Here is a 25730-nt window from a genome sequence, read left to right as displayed (position 1 = left end):
ACATTGCAGTGATTAGGATCGATATCAAGCCAAATTCTGACGAAAAGTAATGTAAAGATGGGGTTAACTCTGCAAATGGCGACATTTTATTTGCCTAATTCGCTATTTGCCACCTGCAGGCTCAGCTGACGGATAATTCCGGCGGTCATGCCCCAGATAAAATAGTCCTCGTACCATGAAAGCCATACCCGATGAAGTTGCCCCGCGCGCTGGATATCAAGTGGCGTATAGCGGCTAAGACGCAGCGCCTCTGCCAGCGGCATCTCGAACACCGATTCAACTTCGCCTTCGTTGGGCTGCCAGCAAATATCGGCAGGCAACAAGCCGACTACCGGGGTAACCTGAAAGCCGGTACTGCTGGTCACCGGCGGCAGAACGCCGATCACCCTGACCGCTTCGGGAGGAATGGCCACCTCTTCTTGCGCTTCCCGCAGGGCGGTGGCGATCGGGGAACGGTCGTCGGAGTCTCTGACGCCTCCCGGAAAGGCGACCTGACCAGCGTGTTGACGCAGCGTGGCGGCTCGTCGCGTCAACAACAAGGTCGGGGCGGCATGCGCGATCACCGGCACCAATACCGCCGCCTGACGCCGGGGTAAATTGCTGTGCGTTTGCGTAACAGGAGGTTGTAACAGAAAGCGCGTCAGGAAGCGTTGCAGAAGGGTATGTTCAGGATCCATCGGCACCCGCTTCCAGACAGGGCAAAATGCGGTTCACCTTGTCGAAGGTTTCCTGATACTCCGCCGCTTCATCGCTGTCGGCGACGATCCCCCCTCCGGCCGCGCAATACAGCGTGCCGCGTTCGGCAATCAGCGTGCGGATCGTAATGCTGGTATCCATGCGTCCACAGACGCTAAGGTAGCCGATACTGCCGCACCAGGCATTGCGGCGTTGTGGTTCCAGCGCTTCAATAATCTCCATCGATCTGACCTTAGGCGCGCCGGTGATTGAGCCGCCGGGAAAGCAGGCGCGCAGTAAATCACAGGCGGTAAGGCCGGGCTTCAGGCTGGCGGTAATGGTACTGACAAGGTGATGCACCGCCGGGAATGGCTCCACCATGAACAGCTCGGGCACCTCGACGCTGCCCGGTGTCGCCACCCGGCCGATATCATTGCGCAGCAGGTCAACAATCATCAGATTTTCACTGCGGTCTTTCGGCGACTGTGCCAGCTTCTCTCCCTGCAGGCGGTCGGCATTTGGATCGGCAAGGCGGGGCAGGGTTCCCTTGATCGGCCGGGTTTCAATCCGTTGCCGCTCAAGTTTAATGAAACGTTCGGGCGACAGACTAAGGATGACGCTATCGGGCAAACGCAAAAAAGCACTGAACGGAGCGCGGTTAGCCTTGCACAGCCTGCAAAATGCCAGCCATTCGTCGCCGCAATAGGTCGCGGCAAAACGTTGTGCCAGATTGACCTGATAACAGTCGCCAGCCAGCAGCCATTGCTGAACCTGACGGAATTTTTCTCCATACTCCTTGCGTGACATATTCGCCAGCCAGCCGCTGGTGAGACGAAAAGGTTGCGCGAGTAACGGCCGTTGCGCCTGCAGCCAGCTCAGTCTGTTTGCGGCATCACCCTGGACGACAAGGGTCAGCGTTTGACGATGGTGGTCGGCGACCAGCGCCCAGTCATAGATGCCGACAGCCATATCCGGCGTAGTGAGCTGTGGTTGAGCAATGACGGGCAATGTCTCGAACCGGCGTCCGAGATCGTAACCAAACAGGCCCAGCGCTCCGCCCTGAAAGGGAAAGTCGTCGTCAGGCACGGCCTGCATCCCACAATTTTCCAGCTGCTGCTGCAGGAGTGCCAGCGGATCGGCGCTGCTGGTCATACAGTGGCCATCTGCTGCTATTTCCGTTTGCTCACCGCGCGTGGTCAGCGTGACACGCGGCTCGGCAACCAGAATATCGAAGCGATTGTCATTATGTTCGGCAAACCCCGAATGGAGCAGCATCGCCCATGGCAAATGTGAGAGAGCGGCGAACTGATGCTCAACGGCATCGGGCGCATAAGTCAGAGGATAATAAACAGGTGACATGATTCTTCAGCAGCCAGTACGTTACAGAAGCCAAGCCTGACATATTTTTATCCCGCTGGCATCTCTTTGTTACCCGTGAAATAATCCGTGGTGCAAACCCCCCAGGAGTCAATTATGTTCACAGGATTACCCGCGCTGTCATATGAACAGCAGCAACAGGCTGTAGAACGCATTCAGCAACTGATGGCCGAAGGAATGAGCAGCGGTGAGGCAATCGGCATGGTGGCGGCGGAAATCCGTGAGAACCATACCGGTGGGCATGTTGCCGTGATGTTCGACGAAGACGAAGAAGACTATATGGGCGACAATAACCACGATGAGGAACAGCCGGAAGAAGAGTAAACCGGTTGGCCAGCCCCTGCCACAGCGCGGCAGGGGGGCAAACTATATCGCCGCAATAATTTTAATTTCCACCCGGTATTTTTCATCCATCAGATCCGCCTGCACGGTACAGCGTACCGGCGCGTGACCCGGCGACACCCACGCATCCCAGGCACGATTCATAGCCGCAAAATCTTCTTTGTGAACCAAAAACAGGGTGGCATCCAGAATCTTGCTTTTATCTGACCCGACGCGCGTGAGTAGTTTATCGATTGTCGCCAGGGCATTTGCCGTCTGCGCCTCAGCGCCTTCATCCAGATTATCAGGCACGCTGGTGTAGTAAACCGTGTCATTGTGTATCACCGCTTCGGACATGCGGTGTTCTGGATCGATGCGTTCAATGGTCATGCGAGTTCCTTTATCATCGTTTAGTCAAATCGGCTTAAGACTGGCACAATTTGCTATCGCCTGTCATCTGAAGGGTTGAAGCGCGCAGGCGGATACTGAATTTCTGACAGTAGCGCAGCGGTTAATATTGATGAACTTATCATGTAAAAACAGAGCTACAAAACCGATCGTACAGGTGGCTTTCAGCAGCTTTCCCGGCATAGCGGTTTAAGGCCTTACCGATGGATATGCGCATCGTTCAACGTGAATAACCGGTAAAGAGTAATACGGAAAACAGGCGCTGGATATGTCACCATTTGCACCTACGGCAAAAAGACTAATGGAATATCAATGCGATGAGTGTGGCGAACGCCTTGTGAAATTGCCACTGAATTAACAGAGGTCTTAATGCTTTACTTTGTGACATTATCCACATATATCCTATCAGGATTGATGATGCTGATAGTTTTGCACAGCGAAATTGATACTGACATAATTACAGTAGTTTCTATCGCCCGTGAGGATATGTGACAGACGATTTTGCAGCAGATGGCGCCCTGGCGCAGGCAATACCTGGCTTCAGGCCACGTGAACCTCAGCGTGAGATGGCCGCGGCGGTGGCTCGTGCCATCGAAAATAAAAGTGAGTTGGTGGTTGAAGCGGGAACCGGCACCGGAAAAACATATGCTTACCTTGCTCCGGCTCTACGCTGCGGGAAAAAAGTGATTGTCTCTACCGGCTCCAAAGCGTTGCAGGATCAGCTCTACAGTCGCGATTTGCCTACGGTGGCAAAAGCGCTGAAATACAAGGGCAGTATGGCCCTGCTCAAAGGGCGTTCTAATTATCTCTGCCTTGAGCGACTGGAGCAGCAATCGATGGCCGGTGGCGATCTGGCGGTGCAGGCGATGAGCGACCTGGTGCATCTGCGCGGCTGGTCAAATGAAACCGTCGACGGCGATATCAGCACCTGTGGCGGAGTAGCAGAAGACAGCATTATCTGGCCGCTGGTGACCAGCACCAATGATAACTGCCTTGGCAGCGACTGCCCACAATATCAAGATTGCTTCGTGGTGAAAGCACGTCGTAAGGCGATGGATGCCGACGTGGTGGTGGTCAATCACCATCTCTTCCTTGCCGATATGGTGGTCAAGGAGGGCGGCTTCGCCGAGCTGATCCCGGACGCTGATGTGATGATCTTCGATGAAGCCCATCAGGTGCCGGATATTGCCAGCCAGTATTTCGGCCAGCAGTTATCGAGCCGCCAGCTGCTTGACCTGGCGAAAGATATCACCCTTGCTTACCGCACCGAAATTCGTGATTCACAGCAGCTGCAAAAGGCCGCTGACCGACTGGCCCGCAGCGCTCAGGACTTCCGACTGTCGTTGGGCGACCCCGGTTTTCGTGGCAATCTGCGCGACCTGTTGCGCGATGCAAATATTCAGCGCGCGCTGCTACTGCTCGATGACGCGCTGGAACTGTGCTTCGACGTGGCTAAACTCTCCCTGGGGCGTTCAGCACTGCTGGATGCGGCGTTTGAACGTGCTGCGCTCTATCGCGGCCGTTTAAAGCGGTTGAAGGATGTCAGCCAGCCAGGCTTCAGCTATTGGTATGAATGCAACGCGCGCCATTTTGTGTTGGCGCTGACGCCACTGTCGGTGTCAGATCGTTTCCGTGAAGCGATCGATGAGCGCCCCGCCAGCTGGATCTTCACCTCGGCGACGCTGGCGGTGAATGAACAGATGGCCCATTTTGTTGAGCGGCTTGGCGTTGGGCAGGCAGAAGCATTGATCCTCTCAAGCCCGTTTGACTTTGCCCGCCAGGCGCTGCTGTGCGTGCCGCGTCACCTGCCATCGCCCAATCAGCCCGGCGGCGCTCGTCAGCTGGCGCGTATGTTACGGCCATTGATTGAGGCGAATAACGGCCGCTGTTTTTTCCTTTGTACATCTCATCAGGTGATGCGAGATTTGGCGGCCGAGTTCCGCGCTACGCTGGCCTTGCCAGTCCTGTTACAGGGAGAAACCAGCAAAGGCCAACTGCTGAAACAATTTGTGGCGGCAGGCAATGCCTTGCTGGTGGCGACCAGCAGCTTCTGGGAAGGAGTGGACGTGCGCGGTGATGCACTGTCGCTGGTGATTATCGATAAGCTGCCGTTTACCTCTCCCGATGACCCGCTGTTAAAAGCGCGCATGGAAGACTGCAAAGTACGCGGTGGCGACCCCTTTGCAGAGGTTCAGCTGCCGGATGCGGTGATTACCCTGAAGCAGGGGGTTGGTCGTCTGATCCGTGACGTCAATGACCGCGGCGTATTGGTGATTTGCGATAATCGTCTGGTCATGCGCCCATACGGTGCGGTATTCGTTAACAGCCTGCCGCCAACGCCGCGCACCCGCGATGTGCAAAAAGCCGTGGATTTTCTCAAAGCCACCGCGCAGCAGTAATGAATAAGGCATCAATATGATATGCTACGCGCCCGAAAATTCCTTACCCTTGAGGTGGCTATGTCCACGCGAATATTAGCGATTGATACGGCGACAGAGGCCTGTTTGGTCGCACTATTGAATAATCAGCAGCAGCTGGCCTGTTTCGAGCTTTGCGCCCGTGAACATACGCAGCGCATCCTTCCGCTGGTACAGCAGCTGTTGCAGGAGGGCGGGGTAGCGTTGAACGAGCTAGATGCACTGGCCTTTGGCCGTGGCCCCGGCAGCTTTACCGGCGTGCGCATTGGTATTGGCATCGCTCAGGGGTTGGCGTTGGGTGCCGGGATACCGTTAATCGGCATTTCTACCCTGAAAACGATGGCGCAAAGCGCATGGCGGCGGCAGGGTGCAACCCGGGTGTTGGCAGCGATTGATGCGCGTATGGGGGAGGTCTATTGGGCAGAATACCAGCGCGATGAGCGGGGCATCTGGCACGGCGAAGAGAGTGAAGCGGTACTGAAACCTGAGGCCGTTCTGCAACGCATGGCCGCGCTTAGCGGTCAGTGGGCATGCGTCGGTACGGGTTGGAAAGCCTGGCCGCAGTTAGCCGGGTTCGACAGGCTCGATTTGCGGGTGACCGAAGTCGAGCTTCCGTGCGCCGAAGACATGCTTCCGCTTGCGCAGCAGGCGCTGTCAGAGGGATTGACGTTGGCTCCTGAGCACGCGGAACCCACCTACTTACGTAACGACGTCGCATGGAAAAAATTACCCGGGCGTGACTAACCCTCTGCAACTATTCAACCAAGGCGCAGTCCAAGTAACATAACCAGGGGAATTTTTATGCGTAAAACAAAGTTGTGGCACTTCAGTGGTTTGTTATTTGTCTCGCTGTTGTTAAGCGGTTGCGTTACGGTGCCGGATTCGGTTAAAGGCACGTCGGCCAAACCGCAGCAGGATCTGGCGCGGGTGCTGACCGCGCCGCAGCTTTATACCGGTCAGGAATCCCGTTTTGGTGGCAAGGTTATCAGAGTGGATAACCGCAAGGATAAGACCCGCCTGGAAATCGCTGCCATGCCGCTCGATGAAGGCGCCAGACCCATACTCGGCTCGCCCTCTACGGGGCGCATTTATGCGGATGTAAATGGCTTTATTGACCCGACAGACTTTAGCGATCGGATGGTTACCGTGGTGGGCCCGATCGGCGGCGTTGAAAAAGGCAAAATTGGTGAAGCACAATACAATTTCCTGGTCGTTAACGTTACTGGCTACCAGCGTTGGCACCTTGGCCAGCAAATTATTGCGCCAGCCCCCATTGATCCCTGGATCTGGTACGGCTCAAATAGTGGCCATCATCGTGGTGGATACTGGGGGCCTGCTCCCTGGGGCTATTACAACCCGGGGCCGGCTCGCGTGCAGACCATCCTCACTGAATAAGCGCTGCTGACCCTCACTTCACTGCCTGTCCGTACCCCGGACGGGCAGTATTAGCTGGATTTATTCACTTATAAATTTAGTGATGCGCTTCGCAACCTGACCAGGGAACACGCAGCAAGCGGGTGCGATGAGTTAAAGTAATGTTAACAAATGCAGAAAAATCGAGACTGCGATGACGTCCAATATCAACTTTCGAGGCAACTCGTTGCATAAGGTTTGGTTAAACCGATACCCCGTCGATGTACCGGCAGAGATTAATCCCGATCGCTACGGCTCGCTTATCGATCTGTTTGAACATGCCGTACTGCGCTATGCCAGGCAAACGGCGTTTATCAACATGGGCCAACGTCTCTCTTTCAGCCAGTTAGACTCGCGTAGCCGTTCATTTGCGGCCTACCTGCAACAGGGCTTGGGTTTGCAGAAAGGCGATCGGGTGGCACTGATGATGCCCAACTTGCTGCAATATCCTGTCGCCCTGTTTGGCATACTGCGCGCCGGAATGGTCGTAGTGAACGTCAACCCGCTGTATACGCCACGCGAACTTGAGCACCAGTTGCGGGACAGCGGCGCCAGTGCCATCGTTATCGTAACCAATTTTGCCCATACGTTGGAAAGAGTGGTGGCCAATACCAGGGTGAAGCACGTTGTGCTTACCAGTCTTGGCGATCAGCTGTCAGCCGCAAAAGGGACGCTGGTCAACTTTGTCGTTAAGTATATAAAAAAAATGGTGCCGACTTATCATCTGCCGGGAGCAGTCTCTTTTCGTCAGGCGCTGCAAAGTGGCGCACAGATGGAATATGTTAAACCGCACATTGTTAATGACGATTTGGCATTCCTGCAATATACCGGCGGTACTACCGGCGTGGCCAAAGGGGCGATGCTGTCCCATCGCAATATGCAGGCTAATCTGGAGCAGACTAAAGCGACCTACGGTTCACTGCTGAAAGCGGGTAAAGAGACCGTAGTCACGGCATTGCCGCTCTACCATATATTCGCGCTGACGGTGAACTGTTTACTGTTTATAGAGCTTGGCGGGGCCAACCTGCTGATAACTAACCCGCGCGATATTCCGGGGCTGGTCAAGGAGCTGGGCAAATATCCGTTCAGCGCCATTACCGGCGTCAATACCCTGTTTAACGCGCTACTGAATGATGCAGCTTTTAACCGGCTGGATTTCTCCTCGCTCAGCCTGTCGGCAGGCGGCGGTATGCCCATACAAAAAGCGGTCGCCGAGCGTTGGGAGAAACTCACCGGGCACTATCTGCTGGAAGGCTATGGGCTGACGGAGTGCTCACCGCTGGTATCGGTCAACCCGCATGATATTCAGTGTCACAATGGCAGCATCGGTTTACCCGTGCCCTCCACCGATATTATGCTGGTTGATGATGCGGGAAACGAAACGGCCGCTGGTGAGCCCGGTGAGCTGTGTATCAAAGGGCCTCAGGTCATGTCAGGATACTGGCAGCGCCCGCAGGATACCGGTGAGGTGTTGAAAAATGGATGGCTTCGCAGTGGTGATATTGTTACCGTTGATGATGAAGGTTTTCTACGCATTGTCGATCGTAAAAAAGATATGATTCTGGTCTCCGGGTTCAACGTCTATCCGAATGAAATTGAAGAGGTGGTGATGCTGCATCCGAAAGTGGCTGAAGCGGCAGCCATCGGCGTACCGGATGATGTTGCCGGTGAAACGGTGAAAATCTGCGTAGTGAGGAAAGACGCGTCACTGACCGCAGATGAAGTGATAGCCCACTGCAAGAATCATCTGACTGGTTACAAAGTTCCCAAAATTGTTGAGTTTCGCAATGAGCTTCCAAAGACCAACGTGGGTAAAATCCTGCGACGCCAACTGCGCGAGGAAGCAAACACCATTGCGCAGCAGTCACGCTGATGCCCGAGGGCGTTTGCCTTAACATACTATGCCGGGCCACCCGGCATTTTTTACGCTACACATACTAATGACCACCGCAATTACCCGGCCGGTGATGAGAGAATGCTAACTTGAATTACACCATGATCACCACTAACGCAGCGCTGTGCGAAGTGTGCCAGCGCGCCCGCCAGGTTCCGGCGCTGGCGCTGGACACAGAATTTGTTCGTACCCGCACTTACTACCCTCGTCTGGGATTAATACAGCTGTACGATGGTGAAACTATCTGCCTGATTGATCCACTGCCCATTACCGACTGGACTCCATTCAGAGATCTGCTGTTGGACCAGCAGGTCATAAAATACCTCCATGCAGGGAGCGAGGATCTGGAGGTTTTTCAGCATGAATTTGGCGTGCTGCCGCAGCCAATGATCGATACGCAGATCCTGGCGGCGTTCAGTGGCCGTCCGTTATCATGCGGTTTTGCCACTATCGTTGAATCCTTTACCGGCATCGTACTGGATAAAAGTGAATCGCGCACCGACTGGCTGGCGCGGCCATTGAGTGAAAAGCAGTGCCGGTATGCGGCTGCCGATGTGTTCTATTTACTGCCCATTGCCGAAAAGCTGGTAGCCGAAACCGAAGCTGCAGGCCAGATGGCTGCTGCGCTTGACGAGTGCCGTTTACTTTGCCAGCGCCGCACCAGCGTACTGAAACCCCAAGAAGCCTACCGGGAAATTGCCAATGCCTGGCAGTTACGCCCACGCCAGCTGGCGGCATTGCGGCAGATGGCCGCATGGCGACTGGAAGTAGCGCGTGAAAAAGACATGGCGGTTAACTTTGTCGTTCGTGAAGAGAATCTGTGGAAGGCTGCCCGCTTTATGCCCGGATCCCTGGCAGAGCTGGATCATTTAGGGTTATCAGGTCAGGAGATCCGTTTCCACGGTAAGGCGCTGTTGGCAATGGTTGCCGAGGCAAATGCGTTGGAGGAGGAGCAGTTACCGCCACCGGTAGCCAACCTCATGGATTACCCGCATTATAAGCAGGTATTTAAGAGTCTGAAAGGGCTGGTGGCCGAAACGGCAGAGCGGCATGGCGTCAGTCAGGAGCTGTTGGCATCACGGCGTCAGATAAATCAGCTGTTAAGCTGCCACTGGCAACTCAAACCTCAGCAGGGGAAACCTGAACTGATTGACGGCTGGCGTGGCGTTCTGTTAGATGCAGGTATCGCCGAGATCCTCGCTGCACACTGATTAAACCCAATGCCCCCTGCACAGGCAGGGGGCAATCATGAGAAGGAAGAGATCATTTAGGCACTTCTTCCGCTTCTGTTTCGGGCAGCGTGACGTTCAATTCGAGAATGGAAATGTCATCATCTTTTTGATCCAGCTTGACGCTCAACATTTCTGGATCGATTTTCACGTATTTACAAATCACTTCCAAAATGTCCCTTTTCAGCTGGGGCAGGTAGTGGGGCTCGCAGTCGCCCCTTCTGCGTTCCGCCACGATGATCTGTAGCCGTTCCTTGGCTATATTGGCTGTGCTCTTTTTTCGGGATAAAAAGAAATCGAGTAAGGCCATGGTTTATCCCCCAAACAGTCGTTTCAGGAAACCCTTCTTCTCTTCTTCAATGAAGCGGAAGGGACGATCTTCTCCAAGCAGGCGGTCGACGGTATCAGCATAAGCTTTACCTGCATCGGATTCGGCATCAAGGATAACCGGCTCACCCTGATTCGATGCGCGTAACACCGACTGGTCTTCAGGGATCACGCCAGCCAGAGGAATACGCAGTATCTCCAGCACGTCTTCCATGCTAAGCATGTCGCCACGATTGACCCGGCCCGGATTGTAACGCGTCAGTAACAGATGCTCTTTAATCGCATCTTCTCCGTTCTCTGCCCGGCGGGACTTGGAAGACAGAATGCCCAGGATGCGGTCAGAGTCACGCACCGAGGAGACTTCCGGATTGGTGGTGATTATTGCTTCATCGGCGAAATAAAGCGCCATCAGCGCGCCGGTTTCGATGCCGGCTGGTGAGTCGCAGACGATGAAGTCGAAATCCATTTTGCCAAGGTCGTTTAATACTTTCTCCACTCCTTCCCGGGTCAGCGCGTCTTTATCGCGAGTTTGCGATGCAGGAAGAATAAAAAGATTCTCGGTGCGTTTATCTTTGATCAGTGCCTGATTAAGAGTGGCATCACCCTGAATCACGTTTACAAAGTCATAGACGACGCGGCGCTCACAGCCCATGATCAGATCGAGGTTACGCAGACCGATATCGAAATCGATAACAACGGTTTTTTTACCTTTCTGCGCCAGACCGGTAGCGATGGCCGCGCTGGACGTAGTTTTACCTACGCCTCCCTTACCCGATGTAACAACAATTATGCGTGCCATATAGTAATTTCCTTGAAAAAGAAAAAGCTGTTGAGCATGGCTCAGTTCAATGTCTGTATAGTCAATGCGCCGTCTTCAAGATAAAGACGCGATGCTTTTCCGAAATACTCGGCCGGGATCTGGTCCATAATCCAGTAATTCCCCGAAATGGATACCAACTCTGCGGATAAACTGGTGCAAAAAATCTGACAATTCTTGTCGCCATTCGCTCCAGCCAATGCACGTCCGCGCATCATTCCATAGATATGAATATTGCCGTCAGCAATCAGTTCAGCGCCTGCACTGACGCTGTTGGTGACAATGAGATCGCAATCTTTAGCATAAATTTGCTGACCGGAGCGAACCGGAGAAGAAATAACCCGGGTTTTACCGTTCGCCGGCTCGGGCGATGTGGCAACAGGGGGAATATCGATGTTATTTTTCTGCTCTTTGCCTTCATTTAGCACGGGCAGTCCTGAACCTGTAATGATGCGCTTTAACTGTTCATCTTTGCAGCCGCTAATGCCAACAATAAGCAAACCGCACTCCAGAATGGCCTGCTTCATCTGACGCCAGTTTACTTCGCTGGTCAGGGCTGCAACATTGACCACCACTGGCGCGTTTTTCAGGAAAGCGGGCGCCTGACTGACCTTTACCTCAAGTGCTTTTCGCACGATTGCGGGGTCGGTGTGATGTAAATGAATAACCGACAGCGTAAAATTACTGCCTTTCAACTCGATTGACGATTGTGACATCTGTCCCGCTGTGTCCTGTTATTTCTCTTCCCGAACCAATTTACGCCACTTTATGGCGTAACACCAAGTCAGGTAATATTAAGAAGTTCTGCAAGCATGTTATAGTTACTGTTATATTCAGGCAAGCCAACATCCGGTTAATTCGAGTAAAAACATGTTTTGTGTGATCTACAGAAGTCCTCATCGCGACCAAACCTATCTTTATGTTGAGAAAAAAGACGATTTTACACGCGTACCCGAAGCCCTGCTTAAGGGGTTCGGAAAACCCAGACTGGCGATGCTACTACCGCTTGACGGCAGCAAAAAGCTGGTAGGTGCCGACATCGAAAAAGTGAAAACAGCTCTGCAAGATGAAGGCTTTTATTTACAGTTACCGCCGCCTCCTGAAAGCTTGCTTAAGATACATCTTAGTGGAGTGGTAAAAGATTAGCTGGGAATTATCTGTCACTTTGTCTCCGCCGGCAGCAAACAACGCTTTATTATTAAATTCAAAATTTGCCGGCGGGTTTAGCGATAAATGTGCTGCGGTATCTCGCTTCCCCTTGTGCATGACGGTCATCAACCTGATATCTGCCGGTAAAGCTGGCGCATTTCATCACAATCTCCATCCGGTTCATCCTGTCTTTAATTGAAACGGATATCCTTATGGCACAGGATTGCGTCTGACCTGTCACCAGGGCATGCTGCAAATTCGCGCCGGTACCATGCCGGCATTATTCATCAATCAGGCAGGGGAACAGTATGTATCAGCACCACAACTGGCAGGGCGAACTGTTGGATTTTCCGGTAAGCAAAGTGGTTTGCGTTGGTAGTAACTATGCTAAACACATCAAGGAGATGGGAAGTGCCACCCCGTCTGAACCGGTACTGTTTATCAAACCGGAAACGGCGATTTGCGATCTTCGCCAGCCACTGTCTGTTCCACAGGGCTTCGGTGCCGTTCACCACGAAATTGAATTAGCGGTGCTGATTGGCTCTACGCTGAAACAGGCTAGTGAACAGCATGTTGCGCAGGCGATTGCAGGTTATGGTATCGCGCTCGATCTCACGCTTCGTGAGGTGCAGGCAGGATGTAAGCAAGCCGGGCAGCCCTGGGAAAAGGCCAAAGGATTTGATAACTCTTGTCCGCTGTCAGGCTTTATCCCGTTAAGCGAGTTTGATGACGATCCCCAGAACGTAGAGCTGAAACTGACTGTCAATGGCCAGGTCCGTCAGCAGGGGAGCACTGCCGGGATGATCCACAAAATCCAGCCGCTCATTGTCTATATGAGTCGCTATTTCACCTTGCGCGCCGGTGACGTCATCCTTACCGGAACGCCGGAGGGCGTTGGCCCGTTGCAGTCTGGTGACAAACTGTCGCTTTCTCTGGGCGGGCGCGCTGTTTCCACCCGCGTGCTGTAAGGCTTGCATCTTACGCCCAAACCCCTTATAAGGTGCGGGTTTTTACTTTTACCGGACGCGAACATGACTGAGACCCCTTTCTGGCAGCGTAAAACGCTGGAACAAATGAGCGATGAGGAATGGGAATCCTTGTGTGATGGTTGTGGTCAATGCTGCCTGAATAAATTGCAGGACGCTGACACAGATGAGATCTACTTCACCAACGTGGCCTGCAACCAGCTCAATATCAAAACCTGCCAGTGCCGTCATTATGAGCAGCGTTTCGAATTAGAAGAGGACTGTATTAAACTCACCCGTGAAAATTTGCCGACTTTTCAGTGGCTGCCACCCAGTTGTGCTTACCGCATCCTCGCCGAAGGTAAACCGTTACCGCCCTGGCATCCATTGCGCAGCGGATCGCGTGCAGCCATGCACGCCGCGCGCATTTCTGTGCGCCACATCGCGGTGCATGAAAGCGAAGTAGTCGATTGGGAAGAGCACATTATCAACCGTCCACGCTGGTACGGTAAGTAATTATTGTCAGCACGGGGGCGTTAAGCCGGCGGGGCTTTTCTACGGGATCGGCAAAAAGAAGGGCCAGTCACACTGGCCCTGACTGTTTTCAACGCGAGAACAAATCGCGTCTCTTAGCGGTAAATGCCTGTGCTATCAGTACCAGCACGGCGACCACCAGGTATGCAGCGAAGACCCCCAGCAACCACTGAGGCATTGAAAGCGTCAGGAACGACCAGGATTTCACCGCGCAGTCACCGCTGGCAACAAATACCGACGGTAACCATTTATCCACTGGCAGCCAGGATGGGAAGCGGGCAGCAAAATCACAGGTGACAAAGGGGGACGGATGCAGTTGGATCATAGTGTGTTCCCTTGCCAGACGCAGGCCTTGCCACGCGCTGTAAAGCCATAGCAAAATAGCTCCCCAGCGTAACGGGGTTTTTGGCGCGACGGCACCAACCAGACCCGCTCCCATGATGCCAAACAGGGCGCAGCGCTCATAAATACACATTACGCAAGGTGGAAGCTGCATAACATGCTGAAAGTAAAGAGCACTCATTTCCAGCGCAAAAGCGGTCAGGGCCAGCAAAAGCCATGCCCCGCGGCCCTGAGAGCAGCGATTAAGGTATCTCAACATTATTTTGTCCGTGTAAGAGGCGTTTATCCGGAAGTTTAAACCAAAAGTGGCGGCGTGCCATCCTGTCAGCAAGAAATTTAAACATGAAATAACGTAAACAAACCTACAACCGCATTATTGCCAGCACAAATAAGCTCACCATGAGGACGAGTCGATGGCAAGGCAGCCATCCTGAAAAATAGAAATCTATCTGATTTTTGCCTGCAATCTCCTTTTGGCAGCATGGCTGGCTAGGTGATGCCAGGGGCCTCTGCTATGATTGGCCTAATTATCAGTTACAAACGCAACGGAAATTGAACGCTATGATCATTAAGGCGCAGAGCCCGGCGGGTTTCGCGGAAGAGTATATTATTGAAAGCATCTGGAACAGTCGTTTCCCTCCGGGGTCGATTCTCCCCGCTGAACGCGAACTCTCCGAACTGATAGGCGTTACCCGTACCACGTTGCGTGAAGTTCTGCAGCGACTGGCGCGTGATGGCTGGCTGACCATACAACACGGTAAGCCGACAAAAGTGAATAATTTTTGGGAAACCTCCGGCTTAAGCATTCTTGAAACGCTGGCGCGACTTGACCACGACAGCGTGCCACAGCTAATCGATAATCTGTTGTCAGTTCGTACTAATATCTCCTCGATCTTTATTCGCCGCGCAATCCGAACCTATCCGGACAAAGCGCGTGAGGTTCTGGAAACGGCAAGGATGGTTGAAGACCATGCAGAGGCTTATACTCATCTCGACTACAGCATTTTTCGCGGGTTGGCGTTTGCCTCCGGCAATCCAATTTATGGCCTTATCCTTAATGGGTTGAAGGGGCTTTACACTCGCGTCGGGCGTCACTACTTCTCGAATCCCGAAGCGCGTCGGCTGGCTCAGGCGTTTTACCAGCAGTTGCTGGACATCCTGAACACTCAACAGTATGAATTAATCGTTGACTGCGTCAGGAGTTATGGCCGTCAAAGCGGTGAGATCTGGCACGGTATGCAAATCAGTATGCCAACCGACACGCCAACGGGTCGCTGACGGTCGGTACGCAAAGGACTTGCCGGGCGAGCAGTTAACCACCTGCTCAGCGGTAAATCGGGTTCTCACCCGGATTGTGACTTCATGCGAACGCCAGGTCAGATAATGGTTCCGGGGCGCGACGGGCAGCGGTCAAGGATCTCAACGCTGCCATCCTCATTACGCTGTTCAAGCTTTATGTCGAAGCCCCACAGCCGGTGCACATGCTTTAACACCTCACGTCGGCTGCTATCCAGCGGCGCCCGTTTGTGCGGCACATAGCGTAATGTCAGCGATCGGTCACCACGTAAATCCACGTCATAGACCTGAATATTGGGTTCAAGATTGCTCAGATTGTACTGATCGGAGAGCTGCTGGCGGATTTTCTTATAACCTGCTTCATCATGAATAGCCGCTATTTCCAGGAAGTTATTACGGTCGTCATCCATCACGGTAAACAGGCGCAAGTCGCGCATGACTTTTGGCGACAGGAACTGGCTGATGAAACTCTCATCTTTGAACTCGCGCATGGCGAAGTGCAAAGTATCCAGCCAGTCTGAACCCGCGATATCCGGGAACCAGTGGCGATCTTCTGCGGTAGGATGCTGGCAGATGCGTTTGATATCCTGGAACATAGCGAAACCCAGCGCATAAGGGTTTATGCCGTTGTACCACTGACTGTTATACGGTGGCTGGAATACCACGTTGGTGTGACTGTGCAGAAACTCCAGCATAAAGCGCTCGGTCACTTTCCCTTCGTCATACAGATGGTTAAGGATGGTGTAATGCCAGAAGGTCGCCCAGCCTTCGTTCATCACCTGAGTTTGTTTCTGCGGATAGAAATACTGGCTGACTTTACGAACTATGCGCATGCATTCCCGTTGCCAGGGTTCCAGCAGGGGGGCATTTTTCTCCATAAAGTAGAGCAAATTTTCCTGAGGTTCAGCCGGATAACGTGCGCTGGTGAGATGAGCTTCTTCCTGTTGACGCCGTGGCAGGGTGCGCCACAGCATGTTCACCTGACTTTGCAGATATTCCTCACGGCTTTGCTGCCGTGCTTTCTCTTCCTGCAATGAGATTTTTTGTGGGCGTTTATAGCGATCAACGCCGTAATTCATCAGGGCGTGGCAGGAGTCCAGCAGACGTTCAACCTGTTCAACACCGTACCGTTCCTCACACTGTGAAATGTAATTTCGGGCGAAAATAAGGTAGTCGACGATCGAACCCGCATCAGTCCAGGTACGGAAAAGGTAATTGTTTTTAAAAAAGGAGTTATGACCATAGCAGGCGTGAGCTATCACCAACGCCTGCATCGTCATGGTGTTCTCTTCCATCAGATAGGCGATGCAGGGATTGGAGTTGATCACGATCTCATATGCCAGACCCTGTTGGCCATGTTTATAGCGCTGCTCTGTTTCAATAAACTTCTTGCCGAATGACCAGTGAGCATAATTGATTGGCATACCCACGCTGGAATAGGCATCCATCATTTGCTCAGAGGTAATGAGCTCAATTTGGTGGGGGTAGGTTTCCAGCCGGTAGGATTTGGCGACGCGATCTATCTCCTTGAGGTAAACGTCAAGCAGTTCAAAGGTCCAGTCTGGTCCGTCATTGAGTCGTTGATTGTCCTTAACCGGAAGATCAAAAATAGTGGTCATAGCGCACTCCTTTATTTACAAAAGCGGATCGGGCAGTAAAAGATCCGTTTGCATATCGACCTGTCAGCTCAACATCTCAACACCGACAAAGCCTTGAAGTAAACCCATTTCCTCAATAATAGTTCACTGTCTCTTATCCCTCGCGGTAAAACAATGGAAATTTTCGATAGAAAATACAGTGCAGATCGGAAAATTAACGTCATCAAAGGGTAAATACACCCTTATCAGGCATTTACAGGATAAAATCCTGTTTAATAAGGCCAGGGCAAATTAAGTGTGAAAATGCTGACGAACAGGCAATTAAGCTTTCGATAAAATATTACGTGCTGCATAGCTCTTTTACAGAGTATTTATCACTGAAGTTATGTGTCGATGTTGTGTTTTTATCGCATTTAGGTAAAACATAGTTAAAAAAATGCGGTGGAGATAGCCCTCTTGGTTTAGTTCATTAACCTAATGCAAGGCGTTTATCTCAGCATATTATTCTATGTTGCACTGGATGAGGTCGGTATGCGAGTTGTCATTCTGGGTAGTGGGGTGGTTGGCGTGGCAAGTGCCTGGTATCTGGCCCAGGCCGGACACGAAGTTACGGTGATTGACCGTCAGCCGGCTCCCGCGCTGGAAACCAGTGCCGGCAATGCCGGGCAAATATCGCCGGGATATGCGGCTCCCTGGGCAGCACCGGGCGTGCCGCTAAAAGCCATCAGGTGGATGTTCCAGCGACACGCGCCTTTAGCCATCCGTCTTGATGGCAGTCGATTCCAGTTGGAATGGATGTGGCAGATGCTGCGTAACTGCGATATGCGCCATTATCAGCAGAATAAAAGTCGTATGGTGCGTATTGCAGAGTACAGTCGCGACTGCCTTAAAACGCTACGCCATCAAACCGGCATTGCCTATGAAGGTCGTCAGGGAGGAACGCTGCAACTGTTTCGTACCGCTCAGCAGTATGAAAGCGCCGCTAAAGATATCGAAGTGTTACGCGAAGCCGGCGTTCCCTATCAGCTGCTTGAAGCGGCGCAACTGAGCCAGGTCGAACCTGCCCTGGCGGCCACACAGCACAAGCTGACGGGAGGGCTACGCTTACCCAACGATGAAACGGGTGACTGTCAGTTGTTTACCCAGCGCCTGGCGGAAATGGCGATGGCCGCTGGCGTTAACTTCCGTTTCAATACTCCTGTTGATGCGTTGCTACAGGACGCCAACCGCATTGCAGGCGTGCAATGCGGCAGTGAGCGGTTAACGGCAGATGCTTACGTCGTGGCACTTGGCTCATTCTCTACTGCACTGCTGGCTGATATTGTTAACCTCCCTGTCTACCCACTGAAGGGTTACTCACTGACCATCCCCGTGAAAGATGAAAAAGCAGCTCCGCTATCAACGGTGCTGGATGAGAGCTATAAAGTGGCCATTACCCGTTTCGACAATCGTATTCGCGTGGGGGGGATGGCTGAAATTGTCGGTTTCGACACGCAGCTGCTGCCTGCACGCCGCAGGACGTTGGAAATGGTCGTTCGCGATCTTTATCCACAAGGGGGCGATATCGGGCAGGCAACGTTCTGGAGTGGCTTGCGACCGATGACCCCGGATGGCACACCCGTTGTTGGTCGTACTCCGTTGAAAAACCTGTACCTTAATACCGGTCATGGTACTCTTGGCTGGACCATGGCTTGCGGGTCCGGACAGCTGTTGGCAGACATTATTTCCGGGCGCACACCGGCTATTTCTGCTGATGATTTGTCGGTGATACGCTATCTGCCTGGCTTCAACCCTGTCCCCGTTCGTTCGCTGCACGGTGTCAAGGTTCGTTAACTCATCGCATGGTTTTACAAGGAGAGGATATGTCTCGTCCGATTGTCGCAACGATAAACCGCGCCGCGTTGCGGCAAAATCTGGCCATAGCGCGGCATAGTGCTGCTGGTGCGCGCCTGTGGTCAGTCGTCAAAGCAAACGCTTACGGGCACGGTATTGAACATGTCTGGCAAAGTCTGACCGAAACCGATGGTTTTGCCTTACTCAACCTTGAAGAGGCGATATTGCTGCGTGAGTGTGGCTGGAAAAAACCCATTCTGTTACTGGAAGGATTCTTCCACCCGGACGATCTGCCGCTTCTCGACCGCTATCGTTTAACGACCAGCGTGCACAGTAACTGGCAGATTAATGCGTTGGCTCAGGCAAAGCTCTCTGCACCGTTGGATATCTATCTTAAAATGAACAGCGGCATGAACCGCCTTGGTTTTCAGCCCGATCGGGTGCATAGCGTCTGGCAGAAGCTGCGAGCGCTGGAAAATGTCGGCGAACTGACGCTGATGGCACACTTTGCCGATGCAGAAACGACGGAGGGCGTTGCCGGGCCGCTGAAACGCATTGAACAGGCAGCAGAAGGGCTTGAATGCCCTCGTTCATTGGCAAATTCAGCCGCCACGCTATGGCATCCACAGACGCATTACGACTGGGTTCGACCGGGTATTATTCTGTATGGTGCTTCTCCCAGCGGTCAGTGGCGGGATATTGCCGGTAGCGGTTTACAGCCTGTAATGACCCTCACCAGCGAAATCATTGCCGTTCAGCAGCTCGCCGCCGGTTCCAGCGTGGGCTATGGCGGTCGCTATCGCGCAAACTGCAGTCAGCGCATTGGCGTTGTGGCCTGTGGCTATGCTGATGGCTATCCGCGTCATGCCCCCACCGGTACGCCGATCCGGGTTGATGGCGAAAAAACGCAAATCGTTGGGGCGGTTTCGATGGATATGATCACCGTTGATCTGACACCGTGCCCACGGGCGGGAATAGGCAGTCAGGTTGAACTCTGGGGTGACAACGTCAAAATTGATGATGTGGCTGCTGCATCCGGCACCGTGGGTTATGAGCTGATGTGTGCGCTCGCGCCAAGGGTGCCGGTCAAGGTCGTGTAAAGCGCTCAGAGCGCGGTCAGCGTTCCGCGCACTGATTTACTCATCCGCCAGGAAATCATCGCCAGCAGCGCCCCGGCCAGCATCATCAAGCACAGCGCCGTTTTTTCCGCTACCGGGATGACCATCGCCAGCAGGCCTATGGACGCTCCTCCCGCCATTTGAATACAGCCCGCCAGCGCGGAAGCAACACCGGCCTGCTGCTGAAAAGGTTCGAGGGCATAGCTGGTGGCCGGGCCGACGATAAATGCCAGTCCGGCAACGGCAACGGCAACCGGTAACATATAAAGCAGCCAGTTGGTCTGCCAGCTTTCAGGCAGCAACAAGACTCCTGCCATTAACATGATGGCCCCGGCAACCATTGCCAGCGCGCCTGCAGCCAGGCAAAAAGGGCGACCTGCCCGGCGGATCAGCCTGTTCACCAACACGCTGACCAGCATGATCCAAAAACCATTTGCGCCAAAAGCCATAGAGAACTGCAGGGCGCTAAGCTGGCCCTCCGTCATCAGCACTTGCGGTGCCAGCGACACATAGGTGAGCACCATGCCGAGTGCGCCCGCGTTAGCAAAGGCAAAGGTGAAAAAGCGTGGCTGGCGCAGAATTATCCCGTATTGCACCAGGGGCAATCCTTTTACTTTCCGGGTATCAATTGGACGGGTTTCCGGCAGAAAGAGGGCGATGAGAAGGGCTATAAACACCGCAAAGGCAGCCAGGAACCAGAAATTTGCCCGCCAACCGAATGCTTCGGCCAGAAAGCCACCCAGCATTGGCGCCAGCGCAGGAACAATATTCAAAGCGCCGTTGAGGAAACCGTAGGCGCGTGCCGCATCGTCACCGTCAAGACGATCGCGCACGCCACTGAAAGCGACCACGGCGGTACAACACACGGCGCAGCCCTGAATGATACGGGCGCACAGAAATTGAGGCCAGCCGCTGGCTGTTGCAGCCAGAACGCTGCCGATAATGTAAAGCAGCAGGCCGGTCAGGGCGACAGGTTTGCGGCCGAAATTATCCACCAGTGGGCCGGCAACAATTTGTCCCAGGCCCATTACCAGCAAAAAGAGTGGAACGGTGGTCTGGATGGCGGTTAAGGGCGTGTTAAGACCGCTGGCGATGTCGGGCAGCGTGGGCAAGTAGAGATCAATACCCAACGGGGCAAGCAGAACCAGACTGAGCAGAAGCAGAGTAAATTTTTGCATGGCAGGGTGAGTGTCCAGATTAACGCAAGCCGGACAGGTTAGAGTTAAGCGATGTAAAAGAAAAGCCTGAATTTAGAAAAGTGCCGATCAGAAGATGACAGCCACGCCCGGTCACGTGGCATGACTGTCACAAGCGATGAGTCGGTCAGCTTAATAAGCTCCGTCCCGGCGCAGTACAACGCCGGCGGTTTTGAACAGAATGGCAATATCAGTCCACAGCGCCCAGTTTTTTACATACCAGGAATCAAAATAGACTCTGGTATCGTAATCTATATCGTTGCGCCCGCTAACCTGCCATAAACCGGTCATGCCCGGTTTCGCCATCAGATAATAATCGACATCACCGGCATAACGCTCCAGTTCTGCTTCAACCACTGGTCGTGGTCCCACCAGGCTCATGTCCCCACGGATCACGTTCCATAACTGGGGCAGTTCATCAAGGCTGGTTTTGCGCATTAACGCGCCAATTTGCGTAACGCGAGGATCGTTTTTCAGTTTGAAATCTCTCTGCCATTCACGGCGAGCAGCCTCACTGGTGGCCAGCAGCTTTTCCAGCACGTCAGTCGAGTTCACCACCATGGAACGGAACTTCAGGCACTTGAATTTCTCACCATTCTGGCCAATGCGCTCATGACCGTAGATCGGGCTGCCGCCATCACGGCTCACCAGCCAACTGAACACCGCGAACACGGGGCTAAGGAAAAGCAGCAGCAGAGAAGCTACGACCACATCAAAGGTACGTTTCAGGAATCGCGAAGAGCGCTTCGCCAGATTATTACTGACTCGCAATAACATCACCTCGTGGCTGAAAACGAACGACATGTCAGTACCGTAAAGCGGCACGCCGCGCAGAGTGGGAACCACGGAAACGGAGCGGCATTTTTTGCCTGACAGTAGCTTCAGCCAGTGATCACGCAGTGCGCGCTGATCGTTCTCCATCGCCACGATGAATTGCGTATTATCGAGATCGATGGTATCCCATATAATATCCTGCTGATCGATGACCGGAATACCCTTGAAGCTGGCCTCAGTTGTGCTGTCGCCGCCCGGTGCGACAAACGCCTTAACGTCATAGCCGAGAAGCTCTTCACTCTGCAGTGCGGCAAAAGCTTCGTGGGCATTTCTGCCACTGCCAATAATAATAGTGTGCTTCTGCCAATGTCCGGTTTTCAGAATGGTATTTTTAACAGAGGAACGAAGCAGCGGTACTAAAATAAGGGCATATATCCACGTAAAGCTCCACAGCGTACGTGAAAAATCCCATTTTGAAAATGCAATAAGAGCCAGATCCAGCAATGAGAAAATGACCAGCGTTTTAATGATCTCTTTTAATTCAAACCAGAAGGGTTTGCGATAGGTATAATGACGCAGCCGCATCCAGAACCAGGCGGTGCACAATACAGACATCACAGTCTGGGCAGTGAAACGAATTTCTATTTGCTGGGCTGGAATAAACATATCCAGATTACCCCAAACAGCTTTTACGGTAGCCGTTGATAAAAACAAAGCTAAATTTATTGAGAATAAATCAGATAAGCTTAGAGTGATCTTGGCAATAACATTTTTTCGCGAGCCGCTTAACGTACGCCGATTGTTTTTAATTACCAGAGTACTTGCCATAATTCATGTTCTCTTTTAAGGGGGATCAATGACCTGCAAAAGATAATGTACGGATCCAGCAGTCGACATAGTAAACCCCAGGTTGATCAACATAATTTTATGTAACCTGCTCGTTACAATAACAACGGTAACTGTGCCGCATCGTCGTGCACAGCATTAGACAGCTACATGATAGGAATATCAGTATGCAGCAGTTATCGGTTTTCGTTAATACGGGAAAATCCTAAAAGGTGGTCAAAGATTAAACTTAGAAAAATCGCATCAGAAAAAATAAAGTCAGTGACAAAGTAATAGCAGCGAAATAAAGCTTATTTGACAACAAGATGAGCCAGAAGATAATGAAAAAACCGCCAGTGTTAAACAGAGGCGGTTTTCGAATCGGGCTGATAGCACGCTGTACTGACAAGCGATCGGCCCTGCATGCAGGCCGGGAAATTACTCCTCCTGTACCTTTACGCCTATCTTGACGATTTCATTAGCTTCTTTCTCTGCGACCGTCCACAACATATTTTTCCACTCTACCTGATCGCCTACCACCGGTGCGCCGCCGATGATCCCGGAAACCAGTTGGCCCAGCGTTTGTTGGGCATCCGTTTCTTCATCCAGTTCAATGCCGTAAATTTGTGAGACATCCTGTAGCAGGGCATCAGCCTGCAAGATAAAGTCACCAAAGAAACGCTGATCTAACGACACCGGCGGCGACTGGCTGAACAGTTTGCCCAGGGCGGGCAGATCGCGCTCACGGCCAATAACGCATAACACATCATTGACTTTCAGACGGGTGCTGCCGGATGGATGAAGCAACAGGTTATCGCGGAACAGCGCGGCGATACGCGTTTCGCGCGGCATACGCAGATCGCGCAGTGCTGCACCGATGCACCATTTATCGGCGCTAAGCTGGTAGACAAACTGTTCCCAGGGGTTTTCAGGATGGATATCCAGCCCGACGCGGGAAATAGGCGACGCCAGCGGCGGCACCACCACCCGTGCTTTACGTGCGGCCCATCCGAGCGAAGTGCCCTGAACCATCAGTGAAACCAGCACCACAAAGAAGGCGATATTGAAGAACAACGCCGCGTGGGGCAAGCCCGCCATCATCGGAAACACCGCGAGAATGATGGGTAACGCACCGCGCAGTCCTACCCAGCTGATGAACATACGCTCGCGAATATTGAATCCACGGAAAGGTAACAGCCCGATAATTACCGAGAGCGGGCGAGCCACCAGAATCAGACAGAGCGAAAGCAGGGTAGCCGGTAGAGCAATACGCCAGAGGTCAGCGGGGTTAACCAGCAGGCCCAGCACCAGGAACATCCCGATCTGGCTTAGCCATGCCATGCCGTCAAAAGTCTGCAGAATGCCGTGGCGGTTACGGATTGGGCGGTTTCCTAGCACAAAACCACACAGATAAACGGCAAGGATACCGCTGCCTTCCAGCACGGTGGTCAGCGAAAAAACCAGAATGCCGCCACTGACTGCCAGCAGTGGGTAAAGGCCGCTGGCCAGCGACACGCGGTTGATCACCTGCAGCAGCGCCCAGCCGCCGCCCAGACCGAGTACAATACCCAGGCCGAACTGCTGTACCAGATGCACGACAAACATCCAGCTAAGCCCCGTTTGCCCCTGCTGGATCATCTCTATCAGCGTGATGGTGAGAAAAACGGCCATCGGGTCATTGCTGCCAGATTCGATTTCCAGCGTGGCGCTGACGCGTTCATTCAGCCCTTTGCCACCCAACAGTGAAAATACGGCTGCCGCATCGGTGGAGCCAATAATCGCACCCACCAGAAAACCGTTAAGCAAATTCAATTCGAACAGCCACGCGGCGGCCAATCCGGTCAACCCGGCGGTGATAAGAACGCCAACCGTTGCCAGTGAAAGTGCCGGACCTAAAGCGACCTGAAAAGAACTGGCCTGGGTGCGCATTCCTCCATCGAGCAAGATCACCGCAAGGGCCAGGTTGCTTATCAGGTATGCGGCGGGGTAGTTATCAAAGGCAATGCCACCGATACCGTCTACGCCAGCCAGCATGCCAAGCGCAAGGAAAATAACCAGAATGGGGATCCCCAGCCTGGAGGAAAAAGAGCTTAGCAGAATGCTTGCGGCAACCAGCACTGAACCAATGATGAAGAGACTGTAAATCGCGCTGGCTTCCAATGTGTATTTCTCCTGTTTAGAATTTAAACTATTTTTATATTGTGTTGTATGACGAGGCTGATTGTCAAAAACTGTAAGCGAATCACGAGACTTAAAGCGCCAAAAATAAAGTGACGATATAATAGCGTAAAATTCAGAGGAATAAATGTTGTTCACAGCGCTAACAAAAGGCAATCAGGCTATCGATTGCCAGCATGAGCGGATATGGGACAATTTTATAAACGCGGTGCGCCCGGTTAATCGTGACTTATGACCTTATTTATGGCAAACGGGCAGGGTGCATTCAGACAACCGATGGCCTGAGCGATAACAGGGGATGCGACATCTGTATTTTTGTCGCTTAAGGGGGTTGAAGCGAAGCAGGCCAGCGTTGCCAGCTGTGATGCGGCCGCATTGTGCATTGAACAAGATAAGGTGGCACCGCTGTAAGGCCATCATATGGCAACACCTTATTTATTCAGAGTAACCTGTTCAGGATTAGGTCATATTGTTAAATATTCATTCAGCCATTTGCGGGATCAGGGAGGATCAAGTCCGGCCACTTACGTATTGCCAGCCCTTCAATATAAAGGGAATCGCCACGGGGCATAGCCATGACAAAGCTACTCCCGTTGTTGTTTTCTACTTTGAGCAATTTTCCTCCTAATGTAGCTGAATACTTTGCGTTTACTACGCGAGACTTTTCGCTGTTGTTGGGTGCGCCCAGCGTTTGAAGTTGGAGGGGGAGAGAGGATCCGGAAATTTCATACATGCTTTAATCCACTGGTTATAAACGAAACATAAATAACTTATTAAAATAGCAGTGAATTATATAACTGAGTGATAATTTCTCTACCAGAAACCACTTATCAGGATTGATTTTTGCAAAAATTTTCGGAAACTCAACAGTCAAGCTCTTTTGCTCAGGAAATTAGTGGAGTTTATGCCGTGACCGAACGGATAAAAGTGCCACTAACAAGTTGAATAATTAAAAGAGCAGGCTGATAAGGAGCTTTTTCAGCGCAGACTCTCAAAGGCGGGAGGCAACTTCCTGCAGATTGAGGTAAAAGCCACAAGGCGGCA

The 25730-nt window shown here is 52.6% G+C and carries 23 protein-coding genes and 2 pseudogenes; 13 read left to right on the top strand and 12 right to left on the bottom strand.

What is annotated here, in order from left to right:
• Positions 1–86: 86 nt before the first annotated feature.
• Positions 87–677 (bottom strand): CoA pyrophosphatase, encoded by a 591-nt coding sequence (locus JGC47_RS09650; RefSeq protein WP_004157873.1) that lies wholly within the window; start codon positions 675–677, stop codon positions 87–89.
• Positions 667–2034: an aminodeoxychorismate synthase component 1 gene (gene pabB / locus JGC47_RS09645; RefSeq protein ID WP_004157872.1), complete on the bottom strand. Its 1368-nt coding sequence runs from the start codon at positions 2032–2034 to the stop codon at positions 667–669. The genes JGC47_RS09650 and pabB overlap by 11 nt, the downstream gene beginning before the upstream one ends.
• Before the next feature lie 114 nt (positions 2035–2148).
• On the opposite strand from pabB, the gene JGC47_RS09640 reads away from it, so the two are divergent.
• Complete coding sequence (locus JGC47_RS09640) at positions 2149–2376, top strand: YoaH family protein (RefSeq protein WP_004157871.1); 228 nt, start codon at positions 2149–2151, stop codon at positions 2374–2376.
• 42 nt (positions 2377–2418) lie between these two features.
• Here JGC47_RS09640 and JGC47_RS09635 read toward each other — a convergent pair whose 3' ends face one another.
• Positions 2419–2763: a RidA family protein gene (locus JGC47_RS09635; protein WP_004157870.1), complete on the bottom strand. Its 345-nt coding sequence runs from the start codon at positions 2761–2763 to the stop codon at positions 2419–2421.
• A gap of 506 nt (positions 2764–3269) precedes the next feature.
• On the opposite strand from JGC47_RS09635, the gene yoaA reads away from it, so the two are divergent.
• From yoaA to rnd, 5 genes are all read left to right on the top strand, one after another.
• Positions 3270–5180, top strand: coding sequence for a DNA repair helicase YoaA (yoaA, locus tag JGC47_RS09630; RefSeq protein WP_004157869.1), 1911 nt, complete (start codon positions 3270–3272; stop codon positions 5178–5180).
• A gap of 60 nt (positions 5181–5240) precedes the next feature.
• The gene (tsaB, locus tag JGC47_RS09625) at positions 5241–5942 is read left to right on the top strand and encodes a tRNA (adenosine(37)-N6)-threonylcarbamoyltransferase complex dimerization subunit type 1 TsaB (protein ID WP_033477878.1); all 702 of its coding nucleotides are present in this window, start codon (positions 5241–5243) and stop codon (positions 5940–5942) included.
• A 57-nt stretch (positions 5943–5999) separates the two neighbouring features.
• Positions 6000–6593 carry a Slp family lipoprotein gene (locus JGC47_RS09620; RefSeq protein ID WP_004157863.1) on the top strand — a complete coding sequence of 198 codons (594 nt, stop codon included), beginning with the start codon at positions 6000–6002 and terminating at the stop codon, positions 6591–6593.
• Positions 6594–6798: 205 nt separating this feature from the next.
• Positions 6799–8484, top strand: coding sequence for a long-chain-fatty-acid--CoA ligase FadD (gene fadD, locus JGC47_RS09615; RefSeq protein ID WP_013036071.1), 1686 nt, complete (start codon positions 6799–6801; stop codon positions 8482–8484).
• Positions 8485–8606: 122 nt separating this feature from the next.
• A complete protein-coding gene (gene rnd, locus JGC47_RS09610) occupies positions 8607–9716 on the top strand; it encodes a ribonuclease D (protein ID WP_004157856.1) in 1110 nt (369 codons plus the stop codon).
• A 52-nt stretch (positions 9717–9768) separates the two neighbouring features.
• Here rnd and minE read toward each other — a convergent pair whose 3' ends face one another.
• The 3 genes from minE to minC are packed head-to-tail and all read right to left on the bottom strand — an operon-like array spanning position 9769 to position 11594.
• Complete coding sequence (minE, locus tag JGC47_RS09605; RefSeq protein WP_004157855.1) at positions 9769–10044, bottom strand: cell division topological specificity factor MinE; 276 nt, start codon at positions 10042–10044, stop codon at positions 9769–9771.
• Between the two features lie 3 nt (positions 10045–10047).
• Positions 10048–10860: a septum site-determining protein MinD gene (gene minD / locus JGC47_RS09600; RefSeq protein WP_004157848.1), complete on the bottom strand. Its 813-nt coding sequence runs from the start codon at positions 10858–10860 to the stop codon at positions 10048–10050.
• 41 nt (positions 10861–10901) lie between these two features.
• Entirely contained in the window at positions 10902–11594 is a 693-nt protein-coding gene (gene minC, locus JGC47_RS09595; RefSeq protein WP_004157846.1) for a septum site-determining protein MinC, read from the bottom strand.
• 154 nt (positions 11595–11748) lie between these two features.
• On the opposite strand from minC, the gene JGC47_RS09590 reads away from it, so the two are divergent.
• The 3 genes from JGC47_RS09590 (at position 11749) to JGC47_RS09580 (ending at position 13508) form a co-directional block, all read left to right on the top strand.
• Positions 11749–12024, top strand: coding sequence for a YcgL domain-containing protein (locus JGC47_RS09590; RefSeq protein ID WP_004157843.1), 276 nt, complete (start codon positions 11749–11751; stop codon positions 12022–12024).
• Positions 12025–12335: 311 nt separating this feature from the next.
• A complete protein-coding gene (locus JGC47_RS09585; protein WP_004157841.1) occupies positions 12336–12995 on the top strand; it encodes a fumarylacetoacetate hydrolase family protein in 660 nt (219 codons plus the stop codon).
• A 63-nt stretch (positions 12996–13058) separates the two neighbouring features.
• On the top strand, positions 13059–13508 hold the full coding sequence (locus JGC47_RS09580) for a YcgN family cysteine cluster protein (protein ID WP_004157840.1): 450 nt from the start codon (positions 13059–13061) through the stop codon (positions 13506–13508).
• Positions 13509–13596: 88 nt separating this feature from the next.
• On the opposite strand, the gene dsbB is transcribed toward JGC47_RS09580, so the two are convergent.
• Complete coding sequence (gene dsbB / locus JGC47_RS09575; RefSeq protein WP_004162391.1) at positions 13597–14127, bottom strand: disulfide bond formation protein DsbB; 531 nt, start codon at positions 14125–14127, stop codon at positions 13597–13599.
• Positions 14128–14429: 302 nt separating this feature from the next.
• On the opposite strand from dsbB, the gene fadR reads away from it, so the two are divergent.
• Complete coding sequence (fadR, locus tag JGC47_RS09570) at positions 14430–15146, top strand: fatty acid metabolism transcriptional regulator FadR (protein ID WP_004157837.1); 717 nt, start codon at positions 14430–14432, stop codon at positions 15144–15146.
• Positions 15147–15244: 98 nt separating this feature from the next.
• Here fadR and JGC47_RS09565 read toward each other — a convergent pair whose 3' ends face one another.
• Entirely contained in the window at positions 15245–16783 is a 1539-nt protein-coding gene (locus JGC47_RS09565; RefSeq protein WP_004157836.1) for a SpoVR family protein, read from the bottom strand.
• A 510-nt stretch (positions 16784–17293) separates the two neighbouring features.
• Between JGC47_RS09565 and JGC47_RS09560 the strand changes: the two genes are divergently transcribed.
• The gene (locus JGC47_RS09560) at positions 17294–18595 is read left to right on the top strand and encodes a D-amino acid dehydrogenase (protein ID WP_004157834.1); all 1302 of its coding nucleotides are present in this window, start codon (positions 17294–17296) and stop codon (positions 18593–18595) included.
• 29 nt (positions 18596–18624) lie between these two features.
• Positions 18625–19695 carry a catabolic alanine racemase DadX gene (gene dadX / locus JGC47_RS09555; RefSeq protein WP_004157830.1) on the top strand — a complete coding sequence of 357 codons (1071 nt, stop codon included), beginning with the start codon at positions 18625–18627 and terminating at the stop codon, positions 19693–19695.
• 5 nt (positions 19696–19700) lie between these two features.
• Here the strand turns inward: dadX and JGC47_RS09550 are convergent, their stop codons facing one another.
• Positions 19701–20891: a multidrug effflux MFS transporter gene (locus tag JGC47_RS09550; protein WP_004157829.1), complete on the bottom strand. Its 1191-nt coding sequence runs from the start codon at positions 20889–20891 to the stop codon at positions 19701–19703.
• Between the two features lie 150 nt (positions 20892–21041).
• Positions 21042–22511, bottom strand: a complete 1470-nt coding sequence (gene wbaP / locus JGC47_RS09545) for an undecaprenyl-phosphate galactose phosphotransferase WbaP (RefSeq protein WP_004157828.1) — start codon at positions 22509–22511, stop codon at positions 21042–21044.
• Between the two features lie 420 nt (positions 22512–22931).
• Here wbaP and JGC47_RS18100 point away from each other — a divergent pair.
• Positions 22932–23015 (top strand): annotated as a pseudogene (locus JGC47_RS18100) (hypothetical protein); the annotation flags it as partial.
• Here JGC47_RS18100 and JGC47_RS09540 read toward each other — a convergent pair.
• Positions 23010–24626 (bottom strand): annotated as a pseudogene (locus JGC47_RS09540) (potassium/proton antiporter); the annotation flags it as partial. The pseudogenes JGC47_RS18100 and JGC47_RS09540 overlap by 6 nt on opposite strands.
• 544 nt (positions 24627–25170) lie before the next feature.
• Positions 25171–25419, bottom strand: a complete 249-nt coding sequence (locus tag JGC47_RS09535; protein WP_013036069.1) for a hypothetical protein — start codon at positions 25417–25419, stop codon at positions 25171–25173.
• Positions 25420–25730 lie beyond the last annotated feature (311 nt).

This window comes from Erwinia amylovora (assembly GCF_017161565.1).
In the GTDB taxonomy this organism is placed as follows: domain Bacteria; phylum Pseudomonadota; class Gammaproteobacteria; order Enterobacterales; family Enterobacteriaceae; genus Erwinia; species Erwinia amylovora.
The sequence above is the reverse complement of the archived record's forward strand: the minus strand, read 5'-3'. Positions and strand labels throughout refer to the sequence as shown.

Bases quoted from the DNA above. Each gene is read 5' to 3' on its own strand.
- JGC47_RS09620 (WP_004157863.1), top strand. From the start codon at position 6,000: ATGCGTAAAACAAAGTTGTGGCACTTCAGTGGTTTGTTATTTGTCTCG.
- JGC47_RS09565 (WP_004157836.1), bottom strand. From the start codon at position 16,783: ATGACCACTATTTTTGATCTTCCGGTTAAGGACAATCAACGACTCAAT.
- dsbB (WP_004162391.1), bottom strand. From the start codon at position 14,127: ATGTTGAGATACCTTAATCGCTGCTCTCAGGGCCGCGGGGCATGGCTT.
- pabB (WP_004157872.1), bottom strand. From the start codon at position 2,034: ATGTCACCTGTTTATTATCCTCTGACTTATGCGCCCGATGCCGTTGAG.
- JGC47_RS09640 (WP_004157871.1), top strand. From the start codon at position 2,149: ATGTTCACAGGATTACCCGCGCTGTCATATGAACAGCAGCAACAGGCT.
- wbaP (WP_004157828.1), bottom strand. From the start codon at position 22,511: ATGGCAAGTACTCTGGTAATTAAAAACAATCGGCGTACGTTAAGCGGC.
- JGC47_RS09535 (WP_013036069.1), bottom strand. From the start codon at position 25,419: ATGTATGAAATTTCCGGATCCTCTCTCCCCCTCCAACTTCAAACGCTG.
- minE (WP_004157855.1), bottom strand. From the start codon at position 10,044: ATGGCCTTACTCGATTTCTTTTTATCCCGAAAAAAGAGCACAGCCAAT.
- JGC47_RS09550 (WP_004157829.1), bottom strand. From the start codon at position 20,891: ATGCAAAAATTTACTCTGCTTCTGCTCAGTCTGGTTCTGCTTGCCCCG.
- JGC47_RS09580 (WP_004157840.1), top strand. From the start codon at position 13,059: ATGACTGAGACCCCTTTCTGGCAGCGTAAAACGCTGGAACAAATGAGC.
- JGC47_RS09585 (WP_004157841.1), top strand. From the start codon at position 12,336: ATGTATCAGCACCACAACTGGCAGGGCGAACTGTTGGATTTTCCGGTA.
- JGC47_RS09635 (WP_004157870.1), bottom strand. From the start codon at position 2,763: ATGACCATTGAACGCATCGATCCAGAACACCGCATGTCCGAAGCGGTG.
- rnd (WP_004157856.1), top strand. From the start codon at position 8,607: ATGATCACCACTAACGCAGCGCTGTGCGAAGTGTGCCAGCGCGCCCGC.
- minC (WP_004157846.1), bottom strand. From the start codon at position 11,594: ATGTCACAATCGTCAATCGAGTTGAAAGGCAGTAATTTTACGCTGTCG.
- minD (WP_004157848.1), bottom strand. From the start codon at position 10,860: ATGGCACGCATAATTGTTGTTACATCGGGTAAGGGAGGCGTAGGTAAA.
- JGC47_RS09560 (WP_004157834.1), top strand. From the start codon at position 17,294: ATGCGAGTTGTCATTCTGGGTAGTGGGGTGGTTGGCGTGGCAAGTGCC.
- fadR (WP_004157837.1), top strand. From the start codon at position 14,430: ATGATCATTAAGGCGCAGAGCCCGGCGGGTTTCGCGGAAGAGTATATT.
- JGC47_RS09650 (WP_004157873.1), bottom strand. From the start codon at position 677: ATGGATCCTGAACATACCCTTCTGCAACGCTTCCTGACGCGCTTTCTG.
- dadX (WP_004157830.1), top strand. From the start codon at position 18,625: ATGTCTCGTCCGATTGTCGCAACGATAAACCGCGCCGCGTTGCGGCAA.
- JGC47_RS09590 (WP_004157843.1), top strand. From the start codon at position 11,749: ATGTTTTGTGTGATCTACAGAAGTCCTCATCGCGACCAAACCTATCTT.
- tsaB (WP_033477878.1), top strand. From the start codon at position 5,241: ATGTCCACGCGAATATTAGCGATTGATACGGCGACAGAGGCCTGTTTG.